This window comes from Wolbachia endosymbiont (group B) of Apotomis betuletana (assembly GCF_947250475.1).
Taxonomy (GTDB): domain Bacteria; phylum Pseudomonadota; class Alphaproteobacteria; order Rickettsiales; family Anaplasmataceae; genus Wolbachia.
Map to the genome: position 1 here is coordinate 988,260 of NZ_OX366320.1, position 22,596 is coordinate 1,010,855.

Consider the following 22,596-nt stretch of genomic DNA (forward strand, 5'->3'; position numbering starts at 1 on the left):
AACCTTAATGGCGTTCAATGTTACAATATTAACCATATTTCCAGAAATGTTCCCCGGATTTTTGAACTATTCTCTTGCTGGAAGAGCGTTGGAAAAAAAAATATGGAATCTTGAAATAGTAAATATTCGTTCTTTTGCTAAAGATAAACATTCAACTATAGATGATGTTCCATATGGAGGTGGAGCAGGGATGGTTATGCGCCCAGATGTGATTGGTAATGCAGTTGATAATGTGCTTTCTGCTCATAAAAATACTAGATTTATTTATATGACTCCATCTGGTACAAAATTTAATCAGAGCATTGCAAAGGAGCTAACAGAAATTCCTCATGTAACAATATTGTGTGGTCGATTTGAAGGTGTTGACCAAAGAGTAATTGATGTGTATACTCCTTATGAGTTAAGTATTGGAGATTATATACTTTCGGGAGGTGAGCCAGCTGCAATGGTGGTTCTTGATGCATGTATTAGGCTTCTTCCAGGTGTAGTAAATAATTTCGATAGCGTTGCTGAAGAAAGTTTTAGTTATAGTGGTGGTATGCTTGAATATCCTCAATATACTAGGCCTGAGCAGTGGAGTAGGTACAAAGTTCCTAAGGTTCTGTTGTCTGGCAATCACAGAAAAATAAGTGATTGGAGAAGGGAACAGTCATATGTTAGAACAAAGGAACGTCGACCTGAATTGTTGAATGGAGATGATAAATGACAAACTTACTTGAAAAATTTAACGAACAACAAATACAAAGGTTAGCCAAAGAGATGCCAGCTTTTTGTCCTGGCGATGATTTGAAGGTCACTTTTAAGGTAGTTGATAGTACGGGTGAGCGTATACAGATATTTGAGGGCGTATGTATATCAAAAAGAAATCGTGGATTACACTCTTCTTTTTCAGTTAGAAAGGTAAGTCATGGAGAAAGTATAGTATCACAATTTTTTGTTTACTCTCCTGCATTAATTTCAGTACAAGTGATGAGAAAGGGAAAGGTCCGTAGAGCAAAATTATATTATCTGTGCAAGCTATTTGGGAAAGCTGCAAGGATCAAAGAACGTACTACTTATGTTAAAAAAAAATCTAAGTAGATACAATAGGGAGTGATGTCAATTGTATCATCTCAAAACTCTCTCTTATTATCCCAGTGTGTAGCGCACAACTGTACTTTGCCTCCTGCTGTGGTGTCATCCCAATGTTTGACACTGGGATCCAGATTCTCCTTTTGGTTTGTGCTTTCATGGAAAATATAAAAATTATTTGCAGGCAAAGCCTGTTAGATCTCAGTGTCAAGCACTGGAAAAAGGGGAAAGTCTTTTCAAATCCTCATGTAAAGAAAAGTAAATGGGTATAATAAAGAAAAACTTCCTTAAGTTACTTCAATCTAAGCGCGTACATGCTCGTGTAAAAAGAAAAAATAAAAAGAACAGCATTTTATGCTTTTGCTCTTTTACAGCACTGATTGTCTCAATTGGGTGTCCTATATGTATATTACTAAGTATATTAGTTAACTCTTACAGTGCTTTAACAGTAACGAAAATTTTATTGCCAGTTGAAATAAATGCTGATCTTATTTTAACTAATAATCCTGGTGATTTACGATATAAGTCCATTAGACTACTCAATAACTCTTTACATAAAGTGTTTGAAGGAATTGACTTTAAAGACAGTGACGAAATTTTAAGTCGTAATTCTTACAAAGAACTAGAGAAATTTTTTCGTAAGAAAGTAAAAGATAGTGGTGAATATGAGATTTGGTTTACCGCATCGAGTGTGATCAATTCACTATATAAAAATAAATGTTTGAATGATCATTATGCTAAATTACTTGATTGGTTAAAAGAGAAGGGAAGAGTAAGAAAATTTTTTAATAAGTCTCTGTTTCTTAAGTCTGATTCTCGTGAGCCTGAGAATGCAGGGATTTTAGGGGCATTTATCGGTTCATTAATGACAATTATAGTATGCTTAGCGTTGGCATTGCCAATAGGAATTATGTCAGGTATCTGTCTTTATGAATTTATGCCTAGAAATAGGCTAATAACCAGTATTGTAGAAATTAGCATGAATAACCTTGCTGCAGTGCCTTCGATAATATTTGGTGTGGTAGGACTGACTCTCTACTTGGGCATATTTGGTTTACCCCGTTCTTCACCGCTTGTTGGCGGGATGACTCTTTCATTTATGATGCTGCCTAATATTATTATTGCAACAAAAAATGCCTTTACAAACGTTCCTATTGCAATAAAAGATGCAGCGTTTGCGCTAGGTGCACCTCACATCAAGGTGATATTGGATCACTCTTTACCGATTGCGTTGCCACGGATAATACATGGTGCAGTGCTTGCAATTGCAAGGATTTTAGGCGAATCTTCCCCTTTACTTATGATAGGCATGGTAGCATTTATTGCTGATACACCTACATCCTTCTTCGATCCGGCAACTGTTTTACCTGTACAAATATACATATGGTCAAGTAGTCATGAAATTGCATTTATTGAGCTTGCTGCCATTGCAATTATAGCTTTATTGTTAATGCTATTTGCTTTGAATTTAATAGCAAATTTTGTAAAAAGAAAGTTCGAGTTTTTTGATTCATGAAAATTACAATCCTATCTGGTTATGGCTTAAATTGCGAAAAAGAAACTGCATTTGCATTTATGGAATGCAGCAGAAAGCTTGGTATTAATAATATTGAAGTAAAAATCGTTCACATTAATGATATTATAGATAATCCAAGTGAACTGAAATTAAGCAATATACTTGCAATTCCAGGAGGTTTTTCCTATGGTGATGATACTGGTGCTGGTAATGCATTTGCTTTGCGTATAAAAAACAACTTGTTAGACGAATTTCAAAATTTCTTATCTCAGGATAAGCTTATTATAGGGATATGTAATGGTTGCCAGATATTAGTAAAATTAGTTCCAGAATTCTCTAATCTAGCTTTAACCTCTAATGATATAGGTAATTACCAATGTCGTTGGATTAGAGTGAGAGTTAATCCGCAGAGTAGTTCTGTTTGGCTACGGGGCCTGAGTGAGCTATATCTTCCTGTTGCTCATGGAGAAGGCAGGTTTTTTATGGATCAAGATATTTTAAATCAATTGATTGAAAATAATTCCGTTGCACTGCGTTACGTTGATGAAAATGGTGACTATGCAAATTTACAATTTCCTTACAATCCAAACGGATCTATATACGACCTGGCAGCTTTGTCAGACAAAAGTGGTAGAGTTTTAGCTTTAATGCCTCACCCAGAGAGAGGAATATTTTTTACTCAGCAGGACAACTGGCCTCTTGAAAAAGAAAAATGTAAACGTTCAGGAGTGGCTATGCCAAAATATGGTGATGGAATGCTCATATTTGAGAATGCACTAAAATATTTTGCGTAAGTATTACAATACGTTACATACAACAAGTTTTTAAACCATAAAAAGTTACTTGATCAGGTCCTGTTATGACAATAAATCCTTATTTTTGATCTGCAGAGTAGCTTTCTCTAACGTTAGGGATATAATTGTTCCACTTTCCAATTGCTTTTCTCAACAAGAGTATATCTAAATCTAGTGTGTCTCCTATATTCACCTTCTTGCCAAAATTCAATTACCTTTGGGATTACGCAAAATCCCACCCAAAAGTCAGGACGAGAAACTTGTGTATTGTGAAATTCTTTCTCTTTCAATTCTATAGCCTGCTCAAAATCTTGCCAATTTTTCAGAACTCTTGATTGTTTTGAGCACCACGCGCTAATTTGACTATCACGTGCTCGAGAGGAGAAATATTCGTCAGCCTTTTTGCCGCTTAGAAGCCTAACTTCTCCTTCAATTCGTACTTGTCTAGAAAATTCTGTCCAATGAAATACGAGTGCAGCTTTGGGGTTCTCAGTCAATTCTTTTCCTTTTCTACTGTTTACGTTAGTAAAGAACACAAAACCTTCTTTACTATATTCCTTTAGTAATACCACTCTTGCAGATGGAATGCAGTCTTTGCTACACGTTGCTAGCGTCATTGCAGTTGACTCTTTACACGGAAAATTAAGTACTTCTTGATACCACTTTGAGAACAAATCAAAAGGATCTTTTTCAGGTAAGAGTGTCATATGCAAAAATAAAATTTAATTCTGACATGCATTGCAAAAATAAGTGCTACGACCATTTTGTCGTATAAGTGTTATGATATTGTTGCAGATTCTGCAAGGTTTTTGCACTTTACCATATACGTAAAAGTTATTTTGAAAGTATCCAGCAGATCCAGATGGTTGTGCATAATCTTTCAGTGTTGAACCACCAGCAGCAATTGCATCACTCAGAGTATTTTTTATTTCGATAGCAAGTTTTTCGCACTCTATATATGTTAAATCTTGTGCTAGCCTAAGTGGTGATATTCGAGCTCTAAATAAGCTCTCAGAAGCATATATGTTACCTACGCCAACTATTAGCTTATTATTCATTAATACTGATTTGATATTTGCTTTTCTGTTCTTTAGCAACTTCTGTAAATAATGTCCGTCAAATTCATCTGTGAGGGGTTCTATTCCTAGGTTATTAAAAAAATTTAGTTCTTGCTCTCTGTTTAAAACAATCACTAATCCAAACCTTCTTGGGTCATTAAAGATTAGTGAAGTGTTGTCAGAAAATAAGAATATCACATGATCATGTTTGTTCTGTGCTTGATTGTCTTCAGCATATATAAGCTTTCCACTCATGCCAAGATGTATGATGACAGCCATACTACCATCTATATTCGAGATTATATATTTACCTCTACGCTTGATATCATTTATAACTTTGCCCTTTAGCAAATCATCAATATTCTTCGTTATTGGTACACGCAAATTCCAATTATTGACTGTAACATTACTTATTTTCTTATTTTTGATTTTATCAAATAAGAAGTTAGAGATTACTTCCACTTCTGGGAGTTCTGGCATCTTGTCTACTCTGTTGCTGTTTTTTTCTTTTTAGAATATTTTGCTTTAAAGCTTTTGCCAATCTTTTTCTCTCTTCTTCTTTTTCCTTATTTTTTTTCATGTTATTCATTATCATAATACGTGAACTTGCCGTTGTAGCTCAGGTGGTAGAGTACGTCATTGGTAATGACGAGGTCCCAAGTTCGAATCTTGGTAACGGCAGTTTAGAGGACGATATTCATAAAGTCAATCCTCTAGATGCTAATTAGATTATAGAAAAACGTCTAGTAAATACCTTTTATACACTACCATTAAGCTGCTTTTTCAGTATTACTATTCAATAATACCTGCCGTAATTTTTCTTTAGAAAATCCATGCATTAAAAGAAATTGTATAATCCTTTGCCAAAAATCCCTCACAATATACTGAAGGATTATTAAAACTTACGTTGGCAGGGTTAAACCTGTTACCATAACTTCCCCCACCACAAATATTTTCATAACAACACTGCTTACAATCATCAGGCCTATTTTCCATATCACTCAAAAAGTTATTAAAAAATTTATCTGATAAGAACTTAGCCCAACTAGTATTGCTGATGTTATATTCAACAAATTTATGAGGGACACATGTTCTCAAATCATCTAGTGGACCGAGATCACCATTGTTGGAAACACATATTAACGGTAATACAAAAGGACTTCTCTTGCCAAATCCTTCAACTCTTGAATAATTACCGTAAAATAGCTCTAATGAAAAGTTATATAGAAATTTCTCTATCCTTTTTGTGATAGTTCTCAGTCAGGTCTTCTTTTATCTTATCTGCCCAGCATATATTACCATGCCCTCCACCATCTCTATCAAACTGACAATGGCTATTGTGATTATTTCTAACATGAAAATTATCTGAAAGCTTTTCTATTCTTTTAAGTATGACACTACTACTAACTTGACCGATATTAGCGCTAAGAAGCTCTAATAATAAATCCACTTGTTTTTCTTTATTGTTTACCATAATTATTTTGCCTTAAAATAGCAAAGTCTAGGTTTACTATAGCTTTTGTCAAGCATTTATCTGAGCTATTTATATATTGGAATGCTACTCGTTATTTTGTTGGCTTTCAAATGTATAACTTTCGGTATCTTGTTTTCAAGGACTTTTAACTTAATATTACCACTATTAAAGTCAATACTATAACACTTTAGTTCTTGACCATCCTTGAGTCCCATATTATGGCAATCACCACCTAATTTAACCCCACGTATCTTTTGTAGCTCTAGACTTCTGGTTAAGTTAAAGCATATATCACTATACTTATCAGTATCTTGGAAAGTTAAATTTTTATTTAGTAATCTGCTGGGTAGTAATTTGAGAAGTATGCTAGAATCTCTTATAGAGGCTATGATGTCTTTTATAAGGTACTCTGGTAAGTAATGTTTTAAATGACTTGCAAATAAGTCAACATTAAAATTAACTTTCTTTGAAGTTATTTCACTTATTATACTATTTATAGTAGTCAATAAGTTATACCTTCCATTACTAACCTCATTTAATTTCTCATCAATTATTGTTGCAAGGATAAAACCTTTGTTATAGCTTAGCATACTTATGCTTTGATCAAGTAAATGTTTTTGATTTATTTTTTCGAAATCAATATTAGGTATTAAAGAATTAAAATACTCTTTTAAAGTAATATTAATTATTTTTAAGTACTCATCTTTATCAATAAGTTTCGTGTCAAGTAAGGTTTTCACTCCATAAAATTCCGTAAATCCTTCAAAAAACCACTTATATTTTATTTCATTTTTCTTATCGTTGTCTTGCTCTATTATATGTCCTATATATCTGTGAATTAATTCATGTGATATCACTCTAGTATAATCTTTGATATTTTTTTTTAAGCTTCCCTCAATAATTACATAGTCCTTTCCTGCAGCACCTGTAGTTCTACTAAGATTGGGATTATCAACAAGTACTATATTATACGGCTTACTTTCTAGTATGAATAAGTTATCTTGAGCTAAGATAATTTTATTAATAATATTTACAAGACTGATACTATTATGAGCATTGGTATAAAGCTTATTTCTTTTATCAAGATCAAAACTTCTAAAATCGTCAGTTCTAATAATTTTTTCTATATTATCAAAAGGTTTTCTAAAAGGTAAAAAATCAGGTAAGTTTTTTAAATGTGATGAAGAGTTATCTAAAGCAATAGCAGAATGCATATACTGAATGTATATAAGGAAAAAACAAATAATATAATTTAATAGACTGTGTACATTTTTAAGCTTAATGTTTGCCATAAATAAAACAGGACATTGAAGAAGTGTAAGTAATTACGATTAAGCAAATATAATTTATTGCTAAGTAGGTGATAAGGATAATTTTAATTATCTCTTTAAAACTTTACTCTTCCCATATTATTGAACACCTTATAATAAAGGCTGAGAAAAAAGTTATAAAGGATCCATATTCTTATCATCATATATAAGCATTGCTACTATAGTAATAACACTAAGAATAACTATAAGTTTCTTTGAATGATAGTTGAAGCTTGATTGAAATTTTGAGGCTATAAAAACCGCAGGTACCAGTTGGTTTTTATTAGCTAAAGTAAAGGTCAAGTATCTGGAATTCTGAACATAAAATCCCCCTGTGAAAAAAAGATTAGAAAAAAATGCAGTGCACATACGACAGAAATTAAGTATGTGTGTATGCACCCACATACGCTGAAGAGGATACGCTACATTTTTTTATGAGTTTGATTGTTTAATAAAAAAAAGTCTGCAGACAAAGATAAATTTTTGAGCTCTAAAAGTATCTCTAATTGTCATTATAATCAGATTTAGAATATGCGGAAGTAATTTTTTAGCTATAAGAATATATTATAGAAAAAAGGAACCCAAAAGTTAGCGTTATTGGTAATCCAACTTGGTGTAACGGCACTGTAGACCTTACAATAAAGACTGAGAGGAAAGTTACAAAGGAAGATTATCATGCTTCTTCCATATTCTTTCTACTTTCTTGTTTTTAAGTAGCTCTAATGCTTTGTGAAAGTGATGCCTTGTTTTACTTGGCACTATAATGTCATCAATGTATCCATGTGATGCAGCAAAAAATGGATTAGCAAATTTCTCTTTATATTCTTTGATTAACGTTTGCTGTTCTTTTTCATGCCTAAATATAATTTCAACTGCACTTTCAGGGCCCATTACAGCTATCTCAGCGGTTGGCCAAGCATAATTTATATCACCTTTTAAATGCTTTGAGTTCATAACAATATATGCACCACCATACGCTTTTCTAGTGATAAGGCTAATTTTCGGCACGGTCGCTTCAGCGTAAGCGTAAAGCAGTTTCGCTCCGTGTTGTATTATATTATTGTATTCTTGATTCGTGCCAGGTAAAAACCCTGGAACATCAATAAGTGTGATGATGGGAATGTTAAATGCGTCACAAAATCTTACAAACCTTGCAGCTTTTCTTGAAGAGTCAATATCCAAGCATCCTGCAAGGTGCATAGGTTGATTTGCAACAACACCAATAGTATTTCCTCCAATTCTGCCAAAGCCAATTATGATGTTACGAGCAAAATCGGGTTTTAGTTCAAAAAATTTCCTTTCATCACACACCTTTTCAATGAGTTCATACATATCATAAGGAGTATTAGGATTACTAGGAACTAGAGTGTTCAAAGATTCATCAACATCATCAATTAAGTCGCAGATTGGTACAGTTTTTGGCAACTCTTGATTATTTGCTGGCAAAAAGGTGAAGAATTTTCGCATTTCTAGTAGCATTTCAACTTCATTATTGAATGCAAAATCTGCTACTCCTGTTTTGCTCGTATGAATTTTTGCTCCACCGAGATCTTCGTGGCTTACGTTCTCGTATGTAACTTTTTTCACTACATCTGGTCCGGTTATAAACATGTATGAGCTATTTTTTACCATGAAAATAAAATCGGTTAGCGCTGGAGAGTAAACTGCACCGCCAGCACATGGGCCCATGATTAGAGAGATTTGTGGTATAACGCCTGATGCATTTACATTCCTTTGAAAAATTTCTCCGTAACCAGCAAGGGAATTTACTCCTTCTTGGATTCTGGCTCCACCAGAATCGTTTAGTCCGATAATTGGAATTCTGGCATTAATTGCCATATCCATAATTTTGCATATTTTTTTTGCATGTGATGCACCAAGTGATCCACCAAAGACAGTGAAATCCTGAGAATAAACAAAAACTTTTCTGCCATAAATAGTACCATGGCCAATTACAACTCCATCACCTAAAAAATCAGCATTTTGCATGCCAAAATCAGTTGCGTGATGCTTCACAAACTTATCATACTCTTGAAATGAATTTTCATCGAGCAATATACCCAGCCTTTCTCTAGCGGTTAGCTTTCCTTTTTCATGTTGCTTGTTAACTCTATCAGGACCTCCTCCTTTTTCGGCTTCTAATGTTTTGATCTTTAGAGTTTCTAGTATTTCAGAGTCTTGCATGTAGTAAAATAACTTTCAAATTGGTTGTAAACTTTATTGAGCTTACAAATCCTATTGATTATACACATACACCGTTGCTGCATGCAACGGTGTATGTGTACGATAATTAATGCGCTAGCAATTTCTATTTAATATTTTGAGAATGCTGAGACTCACTAACATTCTGTGCACTTGCACTTGTTACACCTGTTGATGGATTAATTGTTATAACTTCTCTTTCAATTCCTTGTAAGTTTGAAGCCAATGAGACCAATTTTGCTAGAGTCATGTCATTATATTTATCCATCTTCTTATTCTCATAATAGCCAATTTTTATTTTTACAGCTTTGTTTTCCTCGAAGTCCTCAGGACTTATATTATCACTTAAATCAGTACAAAATACGTTACCATTTCCACTAATATTTAAAGCAATACTGCAATCTCTATCATCCACTTTCCAGTTAAATTTAATTATACAAGACTCATTTAGTATTTGATAAAGCCTTACACCATCATCACTTTGTGAAACACGCACCAACCTTTTATCTTCTGGAGATACCAATGTAAAAGCTCCAATTTTTGGATTACTATCCTTTAAGACTTTACCAGGAAATGAGTTATCAAATTTTAACTCACCTCTGCCTTCTTTTAACGATACCCATGCAGTAAATGATTTATCTTCTTTTCCTCTCAACCTCACATCTACAGAATCATTACCTGTATATTCAGCAATTCCTTTTCGAATTACACTCAGAAATTTCTTAGTTTCTTCATCATTGTCACTCAAAAAAAAGCTCCTTATTTGCATGTGACCGGGATGGATCATTGAGATTCTCCAATGCTTTAGCTAAAGTTATATAGTTATATATACGTGTCCTGTTGTTATAAGGTGTCCCTAATTTATAAATTTTAGGAGTTAATTGAGCAACTTGATCGAAATTCATTATTAAAGTTTCATTTGCATTATGCATAGCGCCTCCAATTTTACATAATAAACTTAAGATAAAATATCCTAATTTTAGGATGGGTATATAATCTATCAAGTCAATAGTTAAACTAAAAAATTTTGATTATAATTTACTATGTATAAAATACGCTCTTAAACTATGCTGAAAATAGTCATAATAGGTCTTCCAAATGCAGGCAAGTCAACTCTATTTAATAGGCTAGTAAGAAGAAAAGCAGCGGTAGTTAGTGACATTCCAGGAGTAACGAGAGATAGGCGTGAAGGAATTGGAAGAATTAGTGATTTAGAGTTTAAAGTTATAGATACAGGAGGATGGAATGACCAAACCAGTTTTTCACTACAAGTTATTGAACAAATAGAGTTTTCTTTATTAAGCGCAGATGTAATTTTTTTTCTTGTTGATGCAAAAGTGCAAAACGAGCAGAACAAAGAGTTTGCAAAGTGGCTGAAGAGAAAAACGAACAAACCTGTAATACTAATAGCAAACAAATGCGAAAGTCATAAATCGGAAAATGTTGATTATTTGCAGTTCTTCAACTTCATAGGTCCGGTGTATATCTCAGCCGAACATAATCTTGGTATGATTGATCTTTATGATGTATTAGCTGGTGTTATTGAAGATTTTAACAAAAAAACTGAGCTGCCTGAAAGTGAGTCCATTAGACTGAGGATTGCAATCATCGGTCGCCCAAACGTTGGAAAATCAACTTTTTTAAACAGTTTACTTGCAGAAAATAGACTAATAGTAAGCTCAAAACCTGGTACCACGCGTGACTCTGTGGATATTTCATACGACCATAATGGGAAATTAATCACTCTCATCGATACTGCGGGAATCCGCAGAAAGGCAAATGTTGTTGATAACTTAGAATCAAGATTTGTTGAAAAAAGTATAGAGTCAATAAAGCGCTCTCATGTAGTGATTTTAATGCTAGATTCCTTGCTTGGCGTTGAGCAGCAGGATTTATCAATTGCTGAAGCTGCAATTAAAGGGGGGAAGGGAATTATCATTGTTTTAAATAAGTGGGATTTAATAGGTAAGGATGACAGAAGTAAGTTAATAAAATTTGTCAAACAACAGGAAGTGACTCGGTTATTTTTGGAAGTGCCAACTGTAACAATTTCTGCATTGAAAGGTATGCGCTGTGGTGATGTGATAGATAAGTGTCTTGAAGTGAGTGAATCCTTAAACAAGAAGATCAGCACTGCAAAACTGAATAATTGGCTAATAGATGCTGTGGAAAAACATTCTCACCCACTTATAAAAGGTAGAGAGATTAAAATGAAGTATATTGCTCAAATTGGCACCAAACCTCCAGCTTTTTCTTTGGTATGCAACGTCCCGGAAAGTGTTGATGAGAGTTATAAACGTTATTTGACTAATGGTCTTAGAAAAAACTTCTTTGTTGAAGGCGTACCAGTCAGATTGCTTTTGAAAAAGAATAAGAATCCCTATGTAAAGTAGGTAATCTTGTTTTATTAATAATATAGTTTTTTATCTTATTAATATTCTTAATAAGTAAATAATATTACTTAAATAAGTAGTTGATAAATTAATATTATATAGTAAAGTATTAACTTGTTTAGTACTTTTGCTATGAATTATAAAGGACAAGATTTAAGGCCTGGATCTCCACATACTTTCACGGTTGATACACCTTTAGTATTTCAGTGGCTTCCAAGGCGATATGGATATCCGATCCCAGAAAAATATTTGGAGAGATTGAGCGAATGGGCAAAAAGAGAAGATACGCGTGTAGTGAAGTTAGTAATAAATGGATCTGGTTTTACTCCTACGCAACGTAAAGAGTTGGAGAATAAAATATCAAACAGAGAGTTTAACCCAAACAAAAACATAGAGCTTATAGACTTTAATGAGCTGGATTTAGGAGAGTATGAATTTAGCTTTCACTTACAAACAGATAAGAAAACAGAACTATCTAAATGTCCTTTATACACTGTATCTCAATATTTCAAAGATCTATACTCTATTACAGAAAGTAAAAGATTATCTTTTGGTGTTGAGATAGACAGTATGCGTATATTTATGTTGTTGGTATTGAAATCTCCTATGATCTATTTTGATTTTGATATCTTACCTAAAGAAGATAAGAAAGTTGGTGAGATTCAGGCTGTGCATGGCTTTTTGGTTGCTGAAAATGACAGAAAAGGTTATGACTATGATGGTATAGCAAGTATTGAAAATGCTATCATTGCTCTAAGCGATGCTGGTAGAGTAAAAATTATGGAAATTTACAATGAAGTAAAGAATAAGTTTCAAAAAGATTATCCTTTGTTTAAGTTATCAGAACATGAGATTTACAAAATTATGGAAGAGATAGTATATTTCACTCTTTCTAATGACGTTCTTCTTCTTATATCTAGCTATCAAGATTCTAACAAACGTTACAATAGACGTTTGGAAGAAGCAAGATTGCTTATGCAAGAAACATTTGGGTTTAAAACCAATGGAGGAGAAGTTGATATTCAATATGACAATAGCTGGACGAAAAACAAGGATGAATTGTATACCAAAGAAGAAATTGCAAAAATAGATAGTGATACTAGAGTTGCAACTGATATGAAAGGGCTGATTACTGAACCAATATACAACGGCGAGCATATGTATAGAGGTGTAAAAGTAGTAACATAGTACTTAGTGTTCTATCGTTACATGAAACGTTGTCAAACAAGAGTTGACTCTTCACAGATATTGTAGTAATTCATTAACTATGTCAGATGTAAATAACAGTTCTACAATCTTTTTGCTGTCAAGTGCCGCTGCTCTGATTTTTGCATATGTGCTAGAGTATTTCTTCAATATGCTACCATGCAAGTTATGCATATACGAGCGAGTAGTTTACTATGTTACAGGGCTACTTGCAGTTGCGTACATGTTCAAAGACAACAAAATCCTAATCTATGCGATGTTTTGCAGCTATCTCATTGGTGCAATAATATCTTTTTATCATGTAGGTCTTGAACTCCACTTATTTCATGATGTTTTAGGCTGTACAGAGCAAGCAAGTGGTAACGTTAGCATAGAAGAGCTAAGAAATAATCTATTAAACCCTAACTACTCTCCGTCTTGTGACAGACCTCATTATATTTTTGGTGTTTCGTTAGCAACATGGAATCTTATTTATCTTATAGTAGCTCTATTCTTATCAGGTAAAATGTATTGTGGAGAAAGAAATAAGGTACAACAGTAACTGGTATAGACGCTGTACTTGTGCGTTACTTGGTGCTGTCCGTAATTTAAAAATTTGGCAAGTCACACCCACTGATTCTTGCACAGCTGTACGAACATTATGGTTCAGCATGCCAGTGCCCTCTTTCTTGTCATCCGAGTAGCTGAAACTGGAAGTGCAGCTATCATCCAAATAACCTTTCATTGTTATGAAAGCAGCCTATTTCTTGTCATCCCAGTGCCCAGATACTGGGATTCAGTTTGTCCATAGTCTCACCAAAAACGTTGTATTTTAGCATAATTTTGTGCTCAATATGCTTATTTGTAGTAAAGATTTCAGCATCAAGTGCTGGCCTGAAGCTTTAGCTATAAATATTAATAAATTTACTAAGTAAAAAAAGGCAAAAGAATCCCTATATAGCGAGTTTTAATAATGTAAATTGATAATGTGCTAACAAGCGTGTTTTGGCTGAAGTAGAAAAAATTTAAAAAACATGTAGCCGCTATAATTTTTATGTAATCTGCCAATAAATATCTGAGTTTTGTTGTTAAACCCGCGGAGATTAAAAATAAGGATAAATACTCTTATTGATATAAGAAGAAAAGTGGGAAGGTTTGTCAAGCCGCTTCTATGCACCTGAGCATTGATCATACGGGTTCCATCTGTTATATATAGTCTTTTGCATACGAAGAAAACTGATGAATGAGTATGATATTACAGTTATAGGCAGCGGTCCTGGTGGTTATATAGCAGCAATTAGAGCGGCGCAGCTTGGACTTAAAACTGCAATTGTTGAAAAGGAGGAAAATTTGGGTGGTATATGCTTAAATTGGGGATGTATACCAACAAAATCGCTACTTAGAGCGTCTGAAGTTTATAGATTAATAAGAAGATCAGAAGAATTTGGCATAAAAGTAAAGGATACAAGTTTTGATATACAATCAATAGTGAAATATTCAAGGAACGTTGTTGATAAGCTATCAAGTGGTGTTGAGTATTTGATGAAAAAAAATAACATCAAAGTTCATCAAGGCTTTGGTAAACTTGCAGGTAACTATGTTGTAAAAATTCTTAATGATAAGAAGGAGGAGGAAATTTCTTCTAAGCATATCATTTTAGCAACAGGTGTTAGAGCGCGAAATCTACCTGAAATAGAGGCGGATGGAGATTTAATATGGAATGCGCAGCACGCTATGACTCCAAAGAAGTTACCAAAATCGCTACTAATCATAGGTTCTGGTGCGATAGGAATAGAATTTGCAAGTTTTTATAGTACTTTGGGAGTTGATGTAACAATTATAGAAGTAAAAGACACTATTTTGCCGCTGGAAGATAAAGACATTTCAAATTTAGTACAAGAGATATTTACAAAACAAGGAATAAAAATATATACGAGCAATAGTGTAAAAACTTTCACTAAAAATAAAGACTCTGTTCAAGTGCAGCTAAGTAGTGGTGATAATAAAGAATTCGATAGAGTAATTGTTGCAGTTGGCGTTCAAGCAAACACTGAAAATATAGGTTTAGAAAATACAAAAATTAAGTTGAGTCCTTCTGGTTTCATTGAAACGAATGAGTGGTATGAAACAAGTGAATCAAGTGTGTATGCAATAGGTGATGTAGCTGGTCCCCCATGTTTAGCGCATAAAGCAAGTCATGAAGCTGTAATCTGTGTTGAGAAAATTGCTGGTAAAAATGCTCATAAGTTAAAAAAAGAGTGCATACCAAATTGCACTTACTCTCATCCGCAAGTAGCAAGCGTTGGCCTTACTGAGGAACAGGCAATAAAAAGTGGATACGATATAAAAGTAGGAAAATTTCACTCCAACTTTAATGGTAAATCTATTGCACTAAGTGAAACTGAAGGTTTAGTGAAAACAATTATAGACAAAAAAACAGGCGAACTTCTTGGAGCTCACATGATAGGAGCGGAAGTAACAGAGTTAATTAGCAATTTCGCTCTTGCAAAGCAACTAGAGGGAACAGACTGCGACATAAAATCTACGATTTTTCCTCATCCAACTATTTCGGAAATTATACACGAATCAGTACTTGCTGCAGACGATGAATCGTTAAATAGTTAAGCTAACGATTCATTGTTTTAGAGCTACAATTATCCTGATTAGGCGATTCAATTCTAATAGATTGATTACCAATATCAGATTTTTCTAACTTTTCTTTTAACCCTTCAGCTGCTTCTTTCACTTCAAGCTTTTTTTCCTGATTAAGATCCTCTGGGCTTTTTCTTTTACTGTCTAAACCTTGTTGTCTATCAATATTTTTATTGAGTTGTTCTTGCTGAGGTAGATCAACAACTGAGTTAAAAAGAGCTTTTATTATGTTTTTTAATAAACCTCCGCTTCTGCTTTGCTCTTGAGGCTTGTTTTTCACGTTTTTACTGTTGCTGCTTTCAGGCATTTTTAACTCAACTATCATAAAGCTTAATAAAATTTTACATGTAGATTATTAAAAAATGATTAATAATCTATTATCAAATTGCTATTTACAGATGGATATTATTCTAGCAACAGGCGGTACAGGTGGGCATGTTTTTCCAGCTATAACCTTAGCAAAAGCACTAAAGGTACAAGGGCACAATTGTATATTATTCACTGATCAAAAAACCATCAATATAGAAAGTTATATTTTACCATTGTGCAAGCCAAGTGGCAACAAATTGAAGTTTCTCTTTTTGTTAATGTATAGTTGTGTATTAGCACTGTATCAAACGAGAAAATTAAAACCAAAGCTAATCATTGGTTTTGGTAGCTACGCTTCTTTTCCAACTCTTCTTGCAGCAAAGATTCTTTCTATACCTATAGTTTTACATGAACAAAACACAGTTTTAGGGAGAGTAAATAGATTCTTTTTCAAGAGTGCAAAATTAATTGCAACTAGCTTTCCAGAGACTAAGTATGCAGAAGGTAGTAAATGCGTTTTTACAGGAAATTTTGTCGATATAGAAGCACAAGGCTATTCTAGAGCTGAAACAGTTTTAAACGTGTTAATAATAGCAGGCAGTCAGGGTGCAAATTTTTTTGATGATGTAGTGAGCAGCGTAATTTGTGATCTACCTGTTGAAGTAAAAGAGAGGATTAGAGTAACGCAGCAATGTACGAAGAAAAATATAAACAAGGTCAAGAGTCTATACAAAAGTGAAGGAATTGATTGTGAGTTAAGTGAGTTTTTCGATGATATGGAAAATAAACTGGCCAATGCTCATTTGGTAATTAGCAGAGCGGGGGCAACTTCAATAGCAGAGATTACTCTTGCTGAGCGTCCTGCTGTATATATTCCTTATCCTCACTCAAAAGATAACCATCAATTTTATAATGCAAAACATATTGAAGATTCGGGAGCAGCTGTAATGGTTGAGCAAAATAGTAACGCGAAAAAGAATCTAGGAGAGTTGCTAGTTGATTTATTGCAAAATTGTCAAAAATTGCGTGATATGGCTAATAATACTAAGAAAACAAGAATAAGGAATGGAGTTACTGAATTTATTAAGGCAATAGCTCAAGAACTTAGTTGACGAATTGCTTTTTCTTCAAATGCATCCCATAGTTCTTTTTCTAGTGATTTACTATACAACTTATTGATATAAACTACTCCCGTAGGCGAAGTTGTGTTAATTTCAAGAAGGAAGTCATCTATAATATCAATACCAACAAATATTAGCCCTCTTTTCTTTAGCTCAGGACCGATTTTATTACATATTTCAGTGTCTCTATCATTCATTTCAATAGATTCAAAACTTGCTCCAAGCCTCATATTTGTTCTGATTTCTCCGCTAGACTTTGGAACTCGCTTCATTACTCCTATTGGCTTTCCATCCAGTAGCAGTATTCTTTTATCTGTATTTATCTTTTTACAAAATGCTTGTGCAATTACAGGACATTCATATTTTGCAATCATGAGATCGACTACCACTTGAATGCTATTTTGGTCTTGTATTCTTATTACGTCATTTCCTCCATAGCTATATAGTGGTTTCAAGATGATATCCTGATAGTCGTGACAAAAATTTCTAATCATCGATATATTTTCAGTGATCAAAGTTGGAGGAATTAGCTCTGGAAATAGTGAAGTAATTAATTTTTCAGGACAGTTTCTTATTTCTGTTGGATTATTTATTACTAACGCAGTAGTCTTTTCTAAGATATAGGTTGTTGTAATGTACCGCATATCAAAAGGTGGGTCCTGCCTGATAAGTATGATATCCATTTCATTCAAATCTATAGTTACATCTTCTTTAGAAGTAAAACCAAAATCATCAACGCTGACTTTCTGAGCAAGAGCAATTGACTGATTTAACTTGAGTGCTAGATTATTAGGAACATAGACAAAAATTTCGTGCTTTCTCCTCTGCGCTTCTTTTATTAATGCAAATGTAGTATCAGTTTCAAAATTTATATTTTCATCCATTTGAAAAGCTACTTTCATTTATCCTCCCTTCCTATTACAATATACTATAGTACCATAAAAGTGTTAATAATGGAGCAAAGTATGGAATTAACAGTAGGAAATAATGCACCTGATTTTAGTTTGCCAACAGATTCTGGCGAAATTTTATCGCTGAGTGAATTTTTTGATAAAAAAAATGTAGTCCTTTATTTTTATCCTAAAGACGATACTCCGGGCTGTACAATGGAGGCAAAAGGCTTTAGAGACAAAATAGAAAATTTCTCTTCTCTTGACACAGTGATAATTGGTGTATCAAAAGATAGCGTTAAGTGCCACGCTAACTTCAAAGCAAAATATTCTTTGCCATTTTCTTTAGTTTCTGATGAAAATGCTGAAATGTTGGAAAAATATGGTGTTTGGGTAGAAAAAAGCATGTTTGGCAAAAAGTATATGGGAATAGAGCGCACTACTTTTTTAATAGATAAAAAAGGTAAAGTAGTGAAGATCTGGAAAAACGTAAAAGTTAGTGGACATGTTGATGAGGTTCTAGAAGAAGTAAGGAGAATATAAATTAAAGAATGACTACCCATTGCTATATAAAAAAACTGAAATTATATAACTTTCGTAGTCATTCAAACTTTGAACTGGATTTAGATGATAGACCAGTTGTAGTAACTGGCAAAAATGGTATTGGAAAAACTAATATACTTGAAGCAATCTCATTGCTTGCTAAAAGCAACGGAATGAAAAAAGCAAAAATCAATGAGATGCAAAATAGGCGCAGTAATGAAAGTTGGGTAGTGTATTATGATTTTTTCAATGGAGCAGAGCTTAACTCAATTGGTATAGGAAAGAATCTTAATAAGAAATTAATACAAATTGATGGGAAAACGCAGTCAAGCTACTCATCTTTGTATAGAATATCTAATGTAATATGGCTAATTCCACAAATGGACTATATTCTTCTTAATTCTCCAAGCGACAGGTTAAAATTTTTAGACCGTATAGTTTCACTATTTGAAGAAAATTACACCTATTGCTACATGAAATATAGAAAAGCTAAGCATGAGCGAAGTAAATTGCTTAGAGAGAATATTTTGGACGAAAGTTGGCTCTCTAGTCTTGAAAACGTCATGGCTACCAATGCAATTGATATTTTACGTATGCGATCATCTGTTTTAAAGATATTACAAGACACAATTGATAACCATTCTTGTGAGTTTTTTCCAAAGGCAAGTTTGAAATTTAGCAGTCAGCTAACTTTGAACGATACTGCAGAATATTTTCAGAATCGTCTAAAGGAAAACAGAGAAAAAGACTCATTAACTGGTAGAGTAACCTTTTCTGTACATAATGATAATTTTTGGGTTTTTTGCCAAAAAGGGGACATGCCAATAAATCTTTGTTCTACTGGAGAGCAAAAGCTATTACTGCTTTCTATCATCTTATCTAGTGTAAAAGCAAGGTGTATTCATTACAATAAAGCACCTCTTCTTCTGCTTGACGATATAATGTCGCATCTGGATAAAGATTACAGAAAGGTGTTAATGGAGGAGGTGTTAAGCATTCAATGTCAAACTTGGATAACCGATGTAAATCAAGATAATTTCAATAACTATCTTTGCTCTTTCAAGTTTTTTGAATTATCAAGTAAATAAATTTCAAGCGTGCTGTCATACATCAAGCTCATATTCGGTATGTAAATCTCTAATTAAAGCCTCAGCGTGTTTTTTTTGAACAACTATACTGATCTTGATTTCGGACATTGTGACAGCAAGTATTTCTATCTTTTTTTCGCTTAAAACCTTGAGTGTGCGGTACATCACTTCAGTGTTAGACATAACACCAATACCAATTATTGAAATTTTAGCTATATTATTGTTTACGACATAATTTTCATTTTTGTTCAATAACTTTTTCATTAAATCAACATCAAATTTAGAAATCAAAAAGCTTGACCCATGTATCATGTCAACTTTAACGTTTGCTCCTGCTATATCTCTTAAAGTATCCAGAGTATTTGCAAAGTTAGTAAAAGTTACAAGAGCTTCGTGAGTGCTATAAGTTATTCCAGTAATTAAGTATCTTTCCAGTACATCTTTTTCGTGTAGTACTGTAGTGCCTTCTACTTCCTCAAAAGTGGATAACACCTGCACCTTAATATTATGCTTCATTGCAAGTTGTACTGAACGATTATGCAATATTTTAGCACCAGATGACGACATCTCCAATATTTCATTGTAAGAGATAGATTTAAGCTTGCGTGCCCTTGGAACAATTTTTGGGTCTGCTGTATATATTCCGTCAATATCAGTAAAAATTTCACAAGTCCTAATACCAAAGACTACAGCAAAGGCAATTGCTGAGATATCAGATCCTCCTCTACCAAAAGTAGTGATTCTATCATCGTGTATACCCTGAAAACCAGCAATGATTGCAGCAGTATAACCCTCAGCAAAAGATCTTTTTACATGGTCAATTTTTATCTTTTTTATTTTAGACTCAGAATAAAAATTATCCGTTACAATTGGTAACTGCCAGGCGAGCCATGATTTAGCATTAACTCCGATAGATTGAAGAGTGATAGCTAATAATGCGCAAGAGATCTGTTCTCCTGCTGAAAGGAGAACATCATACTCTGATAACTCTTGTCTACAATTTAAATTTGAAATTTGCCTAGCTTGAAAAGCCATTTGGTCAGTGAATCCTGCAGCAGCAGATACAACAGCGATTACATTACAACCTTTCTCAATATCATTTTTTATCAGGTTTGCAACTCGATTTAAGTCAGTTAGTGAAGTCCCACCAAATTTTTTTATGATTATTTTGTTCATAGTTACAATAAGGTCAATTTTTCACCTTTCTAGAGAGTACAGTTGTTTAATTAAATGTGTTTTTTCTGGTCACTAATTAAAGTGATATAGGGCTATTCATCTTTATCATTACCAAGTTCTTTTAACATACTGTAGTTGCCTTTTCTAAATTTACCTTTTAAAGATGTAACTCCACTTTCGCTAATTCCACTTAAACTTAATGCTGCTCCACCTAGCTGCAATCCAATTTCAGATGTTTCGGGAATAATTTTACTAGCCCCTAGATCTTTATAAACCTCCACATTATTCAAATCTGGCAAACGTATTATAATATTTACATGCGGAAAATTTGCTGCAACTAGAGAAACTATTTTCTTTATAGTAACTTCGTTCTTTATCGAAACCACAAGAGCTTGAGCTCTTTCTATTCCTACTGATTTTAAAATTTCATATCTTGTAGCATCTCCAAGATATATAGGAAAACTGTCATTTTTTCCTTCTTTTACTATTTTTGATTGAATATCTACAATAACATAACTTAAATGCTCTGCAGTAAGCATTTTTGTTACCATATATCCCACTCTACCAAACCCAGCAACTATTACGTGATTATAAAGGTCTTGTGTGTCTGTTTCGATTGCTTCATCGTCTAGTATTATTTTTTCAGTGCTAAATGAATTTGCTATCCAGTCTCCAATTCCCGATAAAAGAGGAGTAAAAGCCATAGTTACTGTAGTTACCATCATAAGCACTTGAGCGATTTCACTTGATAGTACATCTAATTCATCTGCTAAACGGAATAAAATAAATGCAAATTCACCGCCTTGTGCAAGCAGTAATCCAGCTTGTATTGCAGGTGCACTTCTAAATCCAAAAAATCTACACAATGTATATATAATGGACGTCTTTAAAACGATAAGGATAATTGATAATAAAGTAACGAGTGGTAACTTATTGAGTAAAAGGTCAATATCAATAGACATGCCAACAGTCATAAAGAATAAACCAAGAAATAAGTCTTTAAATGGCAATACTGCATGTTCTACCGAATTCCTGTGTTCTGTTTCTGCAACTAGTAACCCAGCAACAAATGCGCCTAATGCCATTGATAAATGAAATTGTTCAGTAATAAATGCTGATCCTAATATTATCAGAAGTGTTGTTGATATAAAGATTTCATTACTCTCCATTTTGGCAATAACCGAAAACAATGGCCTCAGTAATAACCTACCAGTTACAAATATCAACACCAATGCAATAGCTGCTTGCACTAATGAGCCTGCCAACGAGCTTATTAAGCTGTGTTCAGAATTGCCAGTAAGCAGGGGCACTAGTACTATTAGAGGTACCACTGCAAAGTCCTGCATTAGTAGCACTGCTATTGACAATCTACCAACTTGGCTTGCTTGAGAACCCTTTTCTTGCAGAACCTGCAACACTATTGCTGTTGAGGATAGTGCAAGTCCACCACCAATAACTGCTGCCATGTTTGTATTTACTCCAAAGGCAAGAGCAATGCACCATATTGCTATCATGGTAACTATAACTTGAAGGGAACCAAACCCAAACACATGCCTACGCATAGCGATAAGGCGTTCAAATGTCAATTCAAGACCTATAATGAACAATAGGAAAACTACGCCAAACTCTGCAAAGTTATCCATTACTTCAACTGAATGTATCAGATTAAATCCATGAGAACCAATCAATGCACCTGCAACAAAGTAACCAAGTACTGGGCTAATATTCATTTTCCAAAACGCTATGACTATAAACACAGCAGCAGAGAGTAAAATTATAATATCAAACAAATGCTGAGAGCCGCTGTGCATAAT

Annotated in this window: 25 protein-coding genes and 1 tRNA gene; 12 read left to right on the forward strand and 14 right to left on the reverse strand. The window is 33.7% G+C overall.

All coding sequences use genetic code 11. The features are described from left to right. Nucleotides 1-7 precede the first annotated feature (7 nt). Together trmD and rplS are read left to right on the forward strand one after the other, a co-directional pair. The gene (trmD, locus tag OOK82_RS04500) at nucleotides 8-706 is read left to right on the forward strand and encodes a tRNA (guanosine(37)-N1)-methyltransferase TrmD (protein ID WP_010403659.1); all 699 of its coding nucleotides are present in this window, start codon (nucleotides 8-10) and stop codon (nucleotides 704-706) included. Then, nucleotides 703-1,080, forward strand: a complete 378-nt coding sequence (rplS, locus tag OOK82_RS04505; protein WP_007302278.1) for a 50S ribosomal protein L19 — start codon at nucleotides 703-705, stop codon at nucleotides 1,078-1,080. The genes trmD and rplS overlap by 4 nt, the downstream gene beginning before the upstream one ends. Here the strand turns inward: rplS and OOK82_RS04510 are convergent. Beyond that, nucleotides 1,073-1,231 carry a hypothetical protein gene (locus OOK82_RS04510; protein ID WP_264704503.1) on the reverse strand — a complete coding sequence of 53 codons (159 nt, stop codon included), beginning with the start codon at nucleotides 1,229-1,231 and terminating at the stop codon, nucleotides 1,073-1,075. The genes rplS and OOK82_RS04510 overlap by 8 nt on opposite strands. Nucleotides 1,232-1,333: 102 nt before the next feature. On the opposite strand from OOK82_RS04510, the gene OOK82_RS04515 reads away from it, so the two are divergent. Both OOK82_RS04515 and OOK82_RS04520 read left to right on the forward strand, forming a co-directional pair. Further along, nucleotides 1,334-2,587, forward strand: a complete 1,254-nt coding sequence (locus OOK82_RS04515; protein ID WP_264704504.1) for a PstA family ABC transporter permease — start codon at nucleotides 1,334-1,336, stop codon at nucleotides 2,585-2,587. Next, the gene (locus OOK82_RS04520; RefSeq protein ID WP_064085770.1) at nucleotides 2,584-3,381 is read left to right on the forward strand and encodes a phosphoribosylformylglycinamidine synthase subunit PurQ; all 798 of its coding nucleotides are present in this window, start codon (nucleotides 2,584-2,586) and stop codon (nucleotides 3,379-3,381) included. Before OOK82_RS04515 ends, OOK82_RS04520 begins: the two co-directional genes overlap by 4 nt. 113 nt (nucleotides 3,382-3,494) lie before the next feature. Here OOK82_RS04520 and pdxH read toward each other — a convergent pair whose 3' ends face one another. Genes pdxH through OOK82_RS04535 form a run of 3 tightly spaced genes read right to left on the reverse strand, consistent with a single transcriptional unit; the run spans nucleotide 3,495 to nucleotide 5,028 of the window. Next, the gene (gene pdxH / locus OOK82_RS04525) at nucleotides 3,495-4,088 is read right to left on the reverse strand and encodes a pyridoxamine 5'-phosphate oxidase (RefSeq protein ID WP_006014087.1); all 594 of its coding nucleotides are present in this window, start codon (nucleotides 4,086-4,088) and stop codon (nucleotides 3,495-3,497) included. 15 nt (nucleotides 4,089-4,103) lie between these two features. Continuing rightward, nucleotides 4,104-4,919 (reverse strand): bifunctional DNA-formamidopyrimidine glycosylase/DNA-(apurinic or apyrimidinic site) lyase, encoded by an 816-nt coding sequence (gene mutM / locus OOK82_RS04530; RefSeq protein WP_264377530.1) that lies wholly within the window; start codon nucleotides 4,917-4,919, stop codon nucleotides 4,104-4,106. After that, nucleotides 4,885-5,028, reverse strand: coding sequence for a hypothetical protein (locus tag OOK82_RS04535; protein ID WP_164819321.1), 144 nt, complete (start codon nucleotides 5,026-5,028; stop codon nucleotides 4,885-4,887). Before OOK82_RS04535 ends, mutM begins: the two co-directional genes overlap by 35 nt. Nucleotides 5,029-5,047: 19 nt before the next feature. Here OOK82_RS04535 and OOK82_RS04540 point away from each other — a divergent pair. Then, a tRNA-Thr gene (locus tag OOK82_RS04540) sits at nucleotides 5,048-5,120 on the forward strand. A gap of 141 nt (nucleotides 5,121-5,261) precedes the next feature. Here OOK82_RS04540 and OOK82_RS04545 read toward each other — a convergent pair. From OOK82_RS04545 to OOK82_RS04570, 6 genes are all read right to left on the reverse strand, one after another. Further along, the gene (locus OOK82_RS04545; RefSeq protein WP_179943622.1) at nucleotides 5,262-5,435 is read right to left on the reverse strand and encodes a hypothetical protein; all 174 of its coding nucleotides are present in this window, start codon (nucleotides 5,433-5,435) and stop codon (nucleotides 5,262-5,264) included. Between the two features lie 223 nt (nucleotides 5,436-5,658). Continuing rightward, nucleotides 5,659-5,913 (reverse strand): hypothetical protein, encoded by a 255-nt coding sequence (locus OOK82_RS04550; protein WP_264704506.1) that lies wholly within the window; start codon nucleotides 5,911-5,913, stop codon nucleotides 5,659-5,661. A gap of 65 nt (nucleotides 5,914-5,978) precedes the next feature. After that, the gene (locus OOK82_RS04555) at nucleotides 5,979-7,127 is read right to left on the reverse strand and encodes a M61 family metallopeptidase (RefSeq protein ID WP_264704507.1); all 1,149 of its coding nucleotides are present in this window, start codon (nucleotides 7,125-7,127) and stop codon (nucleotides 5,979-5,981) included. 753 nt (nucleotides 7,128-7,880) lie between these two features. After that, nucleotides 7,881-9,407 (reverse strand): acyl-CoA carboxylase subunit beta, encoded by a 1,527-nt coding sequence (locus OOK82_RS04560; RefSeq protein ID WP_264704509.1) that lies wholly within the window; start codon nucleotides 9,405-9,407, stop codon nucleotides 7,881-7,883. 124 nt (nucleotides 9,408-9,531) lie between these two features. Beyond that, on the reverse strand, nucleotides 9,532-10,173 hold the full coding sequence (locus OOK82_RS04565; RefSeq protein ID WP_264704510.1) for a hypothetical protein: 642 nt from the start codon (nucleotides 10,171-10,173) through the stop codon (nucleotides 9,532-9,534). Further along, nucleotides 10,166-10,357, reverse strand: coding sequence for a hypothetical protein (locus tag OOK82_RS04570; RefSeq protein WP_264704512.1), 192 nt, complete (start codon nucleotides 10,355-10,357; stop codon nucleotides 10,166-10,168). Before OOK82_RS04570 ends, OOK82_RS04565 begins: the two co-directional genes overlap by 8 nt. A 135-nt stretch (nucleotides 10,358-10,492) precedes the next feature. On the opposite strand from OOK82_RS04570, the gene der reads away from it, so the two are divergent. The 4 genes from der (at nucleotide 10,493) to lpdA (ending at nucleotide 15,628) form a co-directional block, all read left to right on the forward strand. After that, the gene (gene der, locus OOK82_RS04575) at nucleotides 10,493-11,818 is read left to right on the forward strand and encodes a ribosome biogenesis GTPase Der (protein ID WP_264376004.1); all 1,326 of its coding nucleotides are present in this window, start codon (nucleotides 10,493-10,495) and stop codon (nucleotides 11,816-11,818) included. A gap of 132 nt (nucleotides 11,819-11,950) precedes the next feature. Further along, nucleotides 11,951-13,006, forward strand: coding sequence for a hypothetical protein (locus tag OOK82_RS04580; RefSeq protein ID WP_264704513.1), 1,056 nt, complete (start codon nucleotides 11,951-11,953; stop codon nucleotides 13,004-13,006). Nucleotides 13,007-13,085: 79 nt separating this feature from the next. Further along, on the forward strand, nucleotides 13,086-13,565 hold the full coding sequence (locus tag OOK82_RS04585) for a disulfide bond formation protein B (protein ID WP_264686889.1): 480 nt from the start codon (nucleotides 13,086-13,088) through the stop codon (nucleotides 13,563-13,565). A 677-nt stretch (nucleotides 13,566-14,242) separates the two neighbouring features. After that, nucleotides 14,243-15,628 carry a dihydrolipoyl dehydrogenase gene (gene lpdA, locus OOK82_RS04590; protein WP_264704514.1) on the forward strand — a complete coding sequence of 462 codons (1,386 nt, stop codon included), beginning with the start codon at nucleotides 14,243-14,245 and terminating at the stop codon, nucleotides 15,626-15,628. Between the two features lies 1 nt (nucleotide 15,629). On the opposite strand, the gene OOK82_RS04595 is transcribed toward lpdA, so the two are convergent. Beyond that, nucleotides 15,630-15,980, reverse strand: a complete 351-nt coding sequence (locus tag OOK82_RS04595) for a hypothetical protein (protein ID WP_264686887.1) — start codon at nucleotides 15,978-15,980, stop codon at nucleotides 15,630-15,632. A gap of 73 nt (nucleotides 15,981-16,053) precedes the next feature. Here OOK82_RS04595 and OOK82_RS04600 point away from each other — a divergent pair, with 73 nt between their 5' ends. Then, entirely contained in the window at nucleotides 16,054-17,076 is a 1,023-nt protein-coding gene (locus OOK82_RS04600; RefSeq protein ID WP_264687273.1) for a UDP-N-acetylglucosamine--N-acetylmuramyl-(pentapeptide) pyrophosphoryl-undecaprenol N-acetylglucosamine transferase, read from the forward strand. Here the strand turns inward: OOK82_RS04600 and gshB are convergent. Then, entirely contained in the window at nucleotides 17,061-17,987 is a 927-nt protein-coding gene (gene gshB / locus OOK82_RS04605) for a glutathione synthase (RefSeq protein WP_264686172.1), read from the reverse strand. The genes OOK82_RS04600 and gshB overlap by 16 nt on opposite strands. 63 nt (nucleotides 17,988-18,050) lie before the next feature. On the opposite strand from gshB, the gene bcp reads away from it, so the two are divergent. Next, the gene (gene bcp / locus OOK82_RS04610) at nucleotides 18,051-18,518 is read left to right on the forward strand and encodes a thioredoxin-dependent thiol peroxidase (protein WP_010403789.1); all 468 of its coding nucleotides are present in this window, start codon (nucleotides 18,051-18,053) and stop codon (nucleotides 18,516-18,518) included. Between the two features lie 8 nt (nucleotides 18,519-18,526). Then, entirely contained in the window at nucleotides 18,527-19,606 is a 1,080-nt protein-coding gene (gene recF, locus OOK82_RS04615) for a DNA replication/repair protein RecF (protein ID WP_007302298.1), read from the forward strand. Between the two features lie 15 nt (nucleotides 19,607-19,621). On the opposite strand, the gene OOK82_RS04620 is transcribed toward recF, so the two are convergent. After that, entirely contained in the window at nucleotides 19,622-20,782 is a 1,161-nt protein-coding gene (locus tag OOK82_RS04620) for an aspartate kinase (protein ID WP_264686885.1), read from the reverse strand. 92 nt (nucleotides 20,783-20,874) lie between these two features. After that, nucleotides 20,875-22,593: a monovalent cation:proton antiporter-2 (CPA2) family protein gene (locus OOK82_RS04625; protein WP_264336465.1), complete on the reverse strand. Its 1,719-nt coding sequence runs from the start codon at nucleotides 22,591-22,593 to the stop codon at nucleotides 20,875-20,877. Nucleotides 22,594-22,596: the final 3 nt, after the last annotated feature.

Excerpts from the sequence above, each read along its gene's own strand:
- trmD (WP_010403659.1), top strand. The coding sequence starts at position 8 with ATGGCGTTCAATGTTACAATATTAACCATATTTCCAGAAATGTTCCCC.
- rplS (WP_007302278.1), top strand. The coding sequence starts at position 703 with ATGACAAACTTACTTGAAAAATTTAACGAACAACAAATACAAAGGTTA.
- OOK82_RS04510 (WP_264704503.1), bottom strand. The coding sequence starts at position 1,231 with ATGAAAGCACAAACCAAAAGGAGAATCTGGATCCCAGTGTCAAACATT.
- OOK82_RS04515 (WP_264704504.1), top strand. The coding sequence starts at position 1,334 with ATGGGTATAATAAAGAAAAACTTCCTTAAGTTACTTCAATCTAAGCGC.
- OOK82_RS04520 (WP_064085770.1), top strand. The coding sequence starts at position 2,584 with ATGAAAATTACAATCCTATCTGGTTATGGCTTAAATTGCGAAAAAGAA.
- pdxH (WP_006014087.1), bottom strand. The coding sequence starts at position 4,088 with ATGACACTCTTACCTGAAAAAGATCCTTTTGATTTGTTCTCAAAGTGG.
- mutM (WP_264377530.1), bottom strand. The coding sequence starts at position 4,919 with ATGCCAGAACTCCCAGAAGTGGAAGTAATCTCTAACTTCTTATTTGAT.
- OOK82_RS04535 (WP_164819321.1), bottom strand. The coding sequence starts at position 5,028 with ATGAATAACATGAAAAAAAATAAGGAAAAAGAAGAAGAGAGAAAAAGA.
- OOK82_RS04545 (WP_179943622.1), bottom strand. The coding sequence starts at position 5,435 with ATGGAAAATAGGCCTGATGATTGTAAGCAGTGTTGTTATGAAAATATT.
- OOK82_RS04550 (WP_264704506.1), bottom strand. The coding sequence starts at position 5,913 with ATGGTAAACAATAAAGAAAAACAAGTGGATTTATTATTAGAGCTTCTT.
- OOK82_RS04555 (WP_264704507.1), bottom strand. The coding sequence starts at position 7,127 with ATGCATTCTGCTATTGCTTTAGATAACTCTTCATCACATTTAAAAAAC.
- OOK82_RS04560 (WP_264704509.1), bottom strand. The coding sequence starts at position 9,407 with ATGCAAGACTCTGAAATACTAGAAACTCTAAAGATCAAAACATTAGAA.
- OOK82_RS04570 (WP_264704512.1), bottom strand. The coding sequence starts at position 10,357 with ATGCATAATGCAAATGAAACTTTAATAATGAATTTCGATCAAGTTGCT.
- der (WP_264376004.1), top strand. The coding sequence starts at position 10,493 with ATGCTGAAAATAGTCATAATAGGTCTTCCAAATGCAGGCAAGTCAACT.
- OOK82_RS04580 (WP_264704513.1), top strand. The coding sequence starts at position 11,951 with ATGAATTATAAAGGACAAGATTTAAGGCCTGGATCTCCACATACTTTC.
- OOK82_RS04585 (WP_264686889.1), top strand. The coding sequence starts at position 13,086 with ATGTCAGATGTAAATAACAGTTCTACAATCTTTTTGCTGTCAAGTGCC.
- lpdA (WP_264704514.1), top strand. The coding sequence starts at position 14,243 with ATGAATGAGTATGATATTACAGTTATAGGCAGCGGTCCTGGTGGTTAT.
- OOK82_RS04595 (WP_264686887.1), bottom strand. The coding sequence starts at position 15,980 with ATGATAGTTGAGTTAAAAATGCCTGAAAGCAGCAACAGTAAAAACGTG.
- OOK82_RS04600 (WP_264687273.1), top strand. The coding sequence starts at position 16,054 with ATGGATATTATTCTAGCAACAGGCGGTACAGGTGGGCATGTTTTTCCA.
- gshB (WP_264686172.1), bottom strand. The coding sequence starts at position 17,987 with ATGAAAGTAGCTTTTCAAATGGATGAAAATATAAATTTTGAAACTGAT.
- bcp (WP_010403789.1), top strand. The coding sequence starts at position 18,051 with ATGGAATTAACAGTAGGAAATAATGCACCTGATTTTAGTTTGCCAACA.
- recF (WP_007302298.1), top strand. The coding sequence starts at position 18,527 with ATGACTACCCATTGCTATATAAAAAAACTGAAATTATATAACTTTCGT.
- OOK82_RS04620 (WP_264686885.1), bottom strand. The coding sequence starts at position 20,782 with ATGAACAAAATAATCATAAAAAAATTTGGTGGGACTTCACTAACTGAC.
- OOK82_RS04625 (WP_264336465.1), bottom strand. The coding sequence starts at position 22,593 with ATGCACAGCGGCTCTCAGCATTTGTTTGATATTATAATTTTACTCTCT.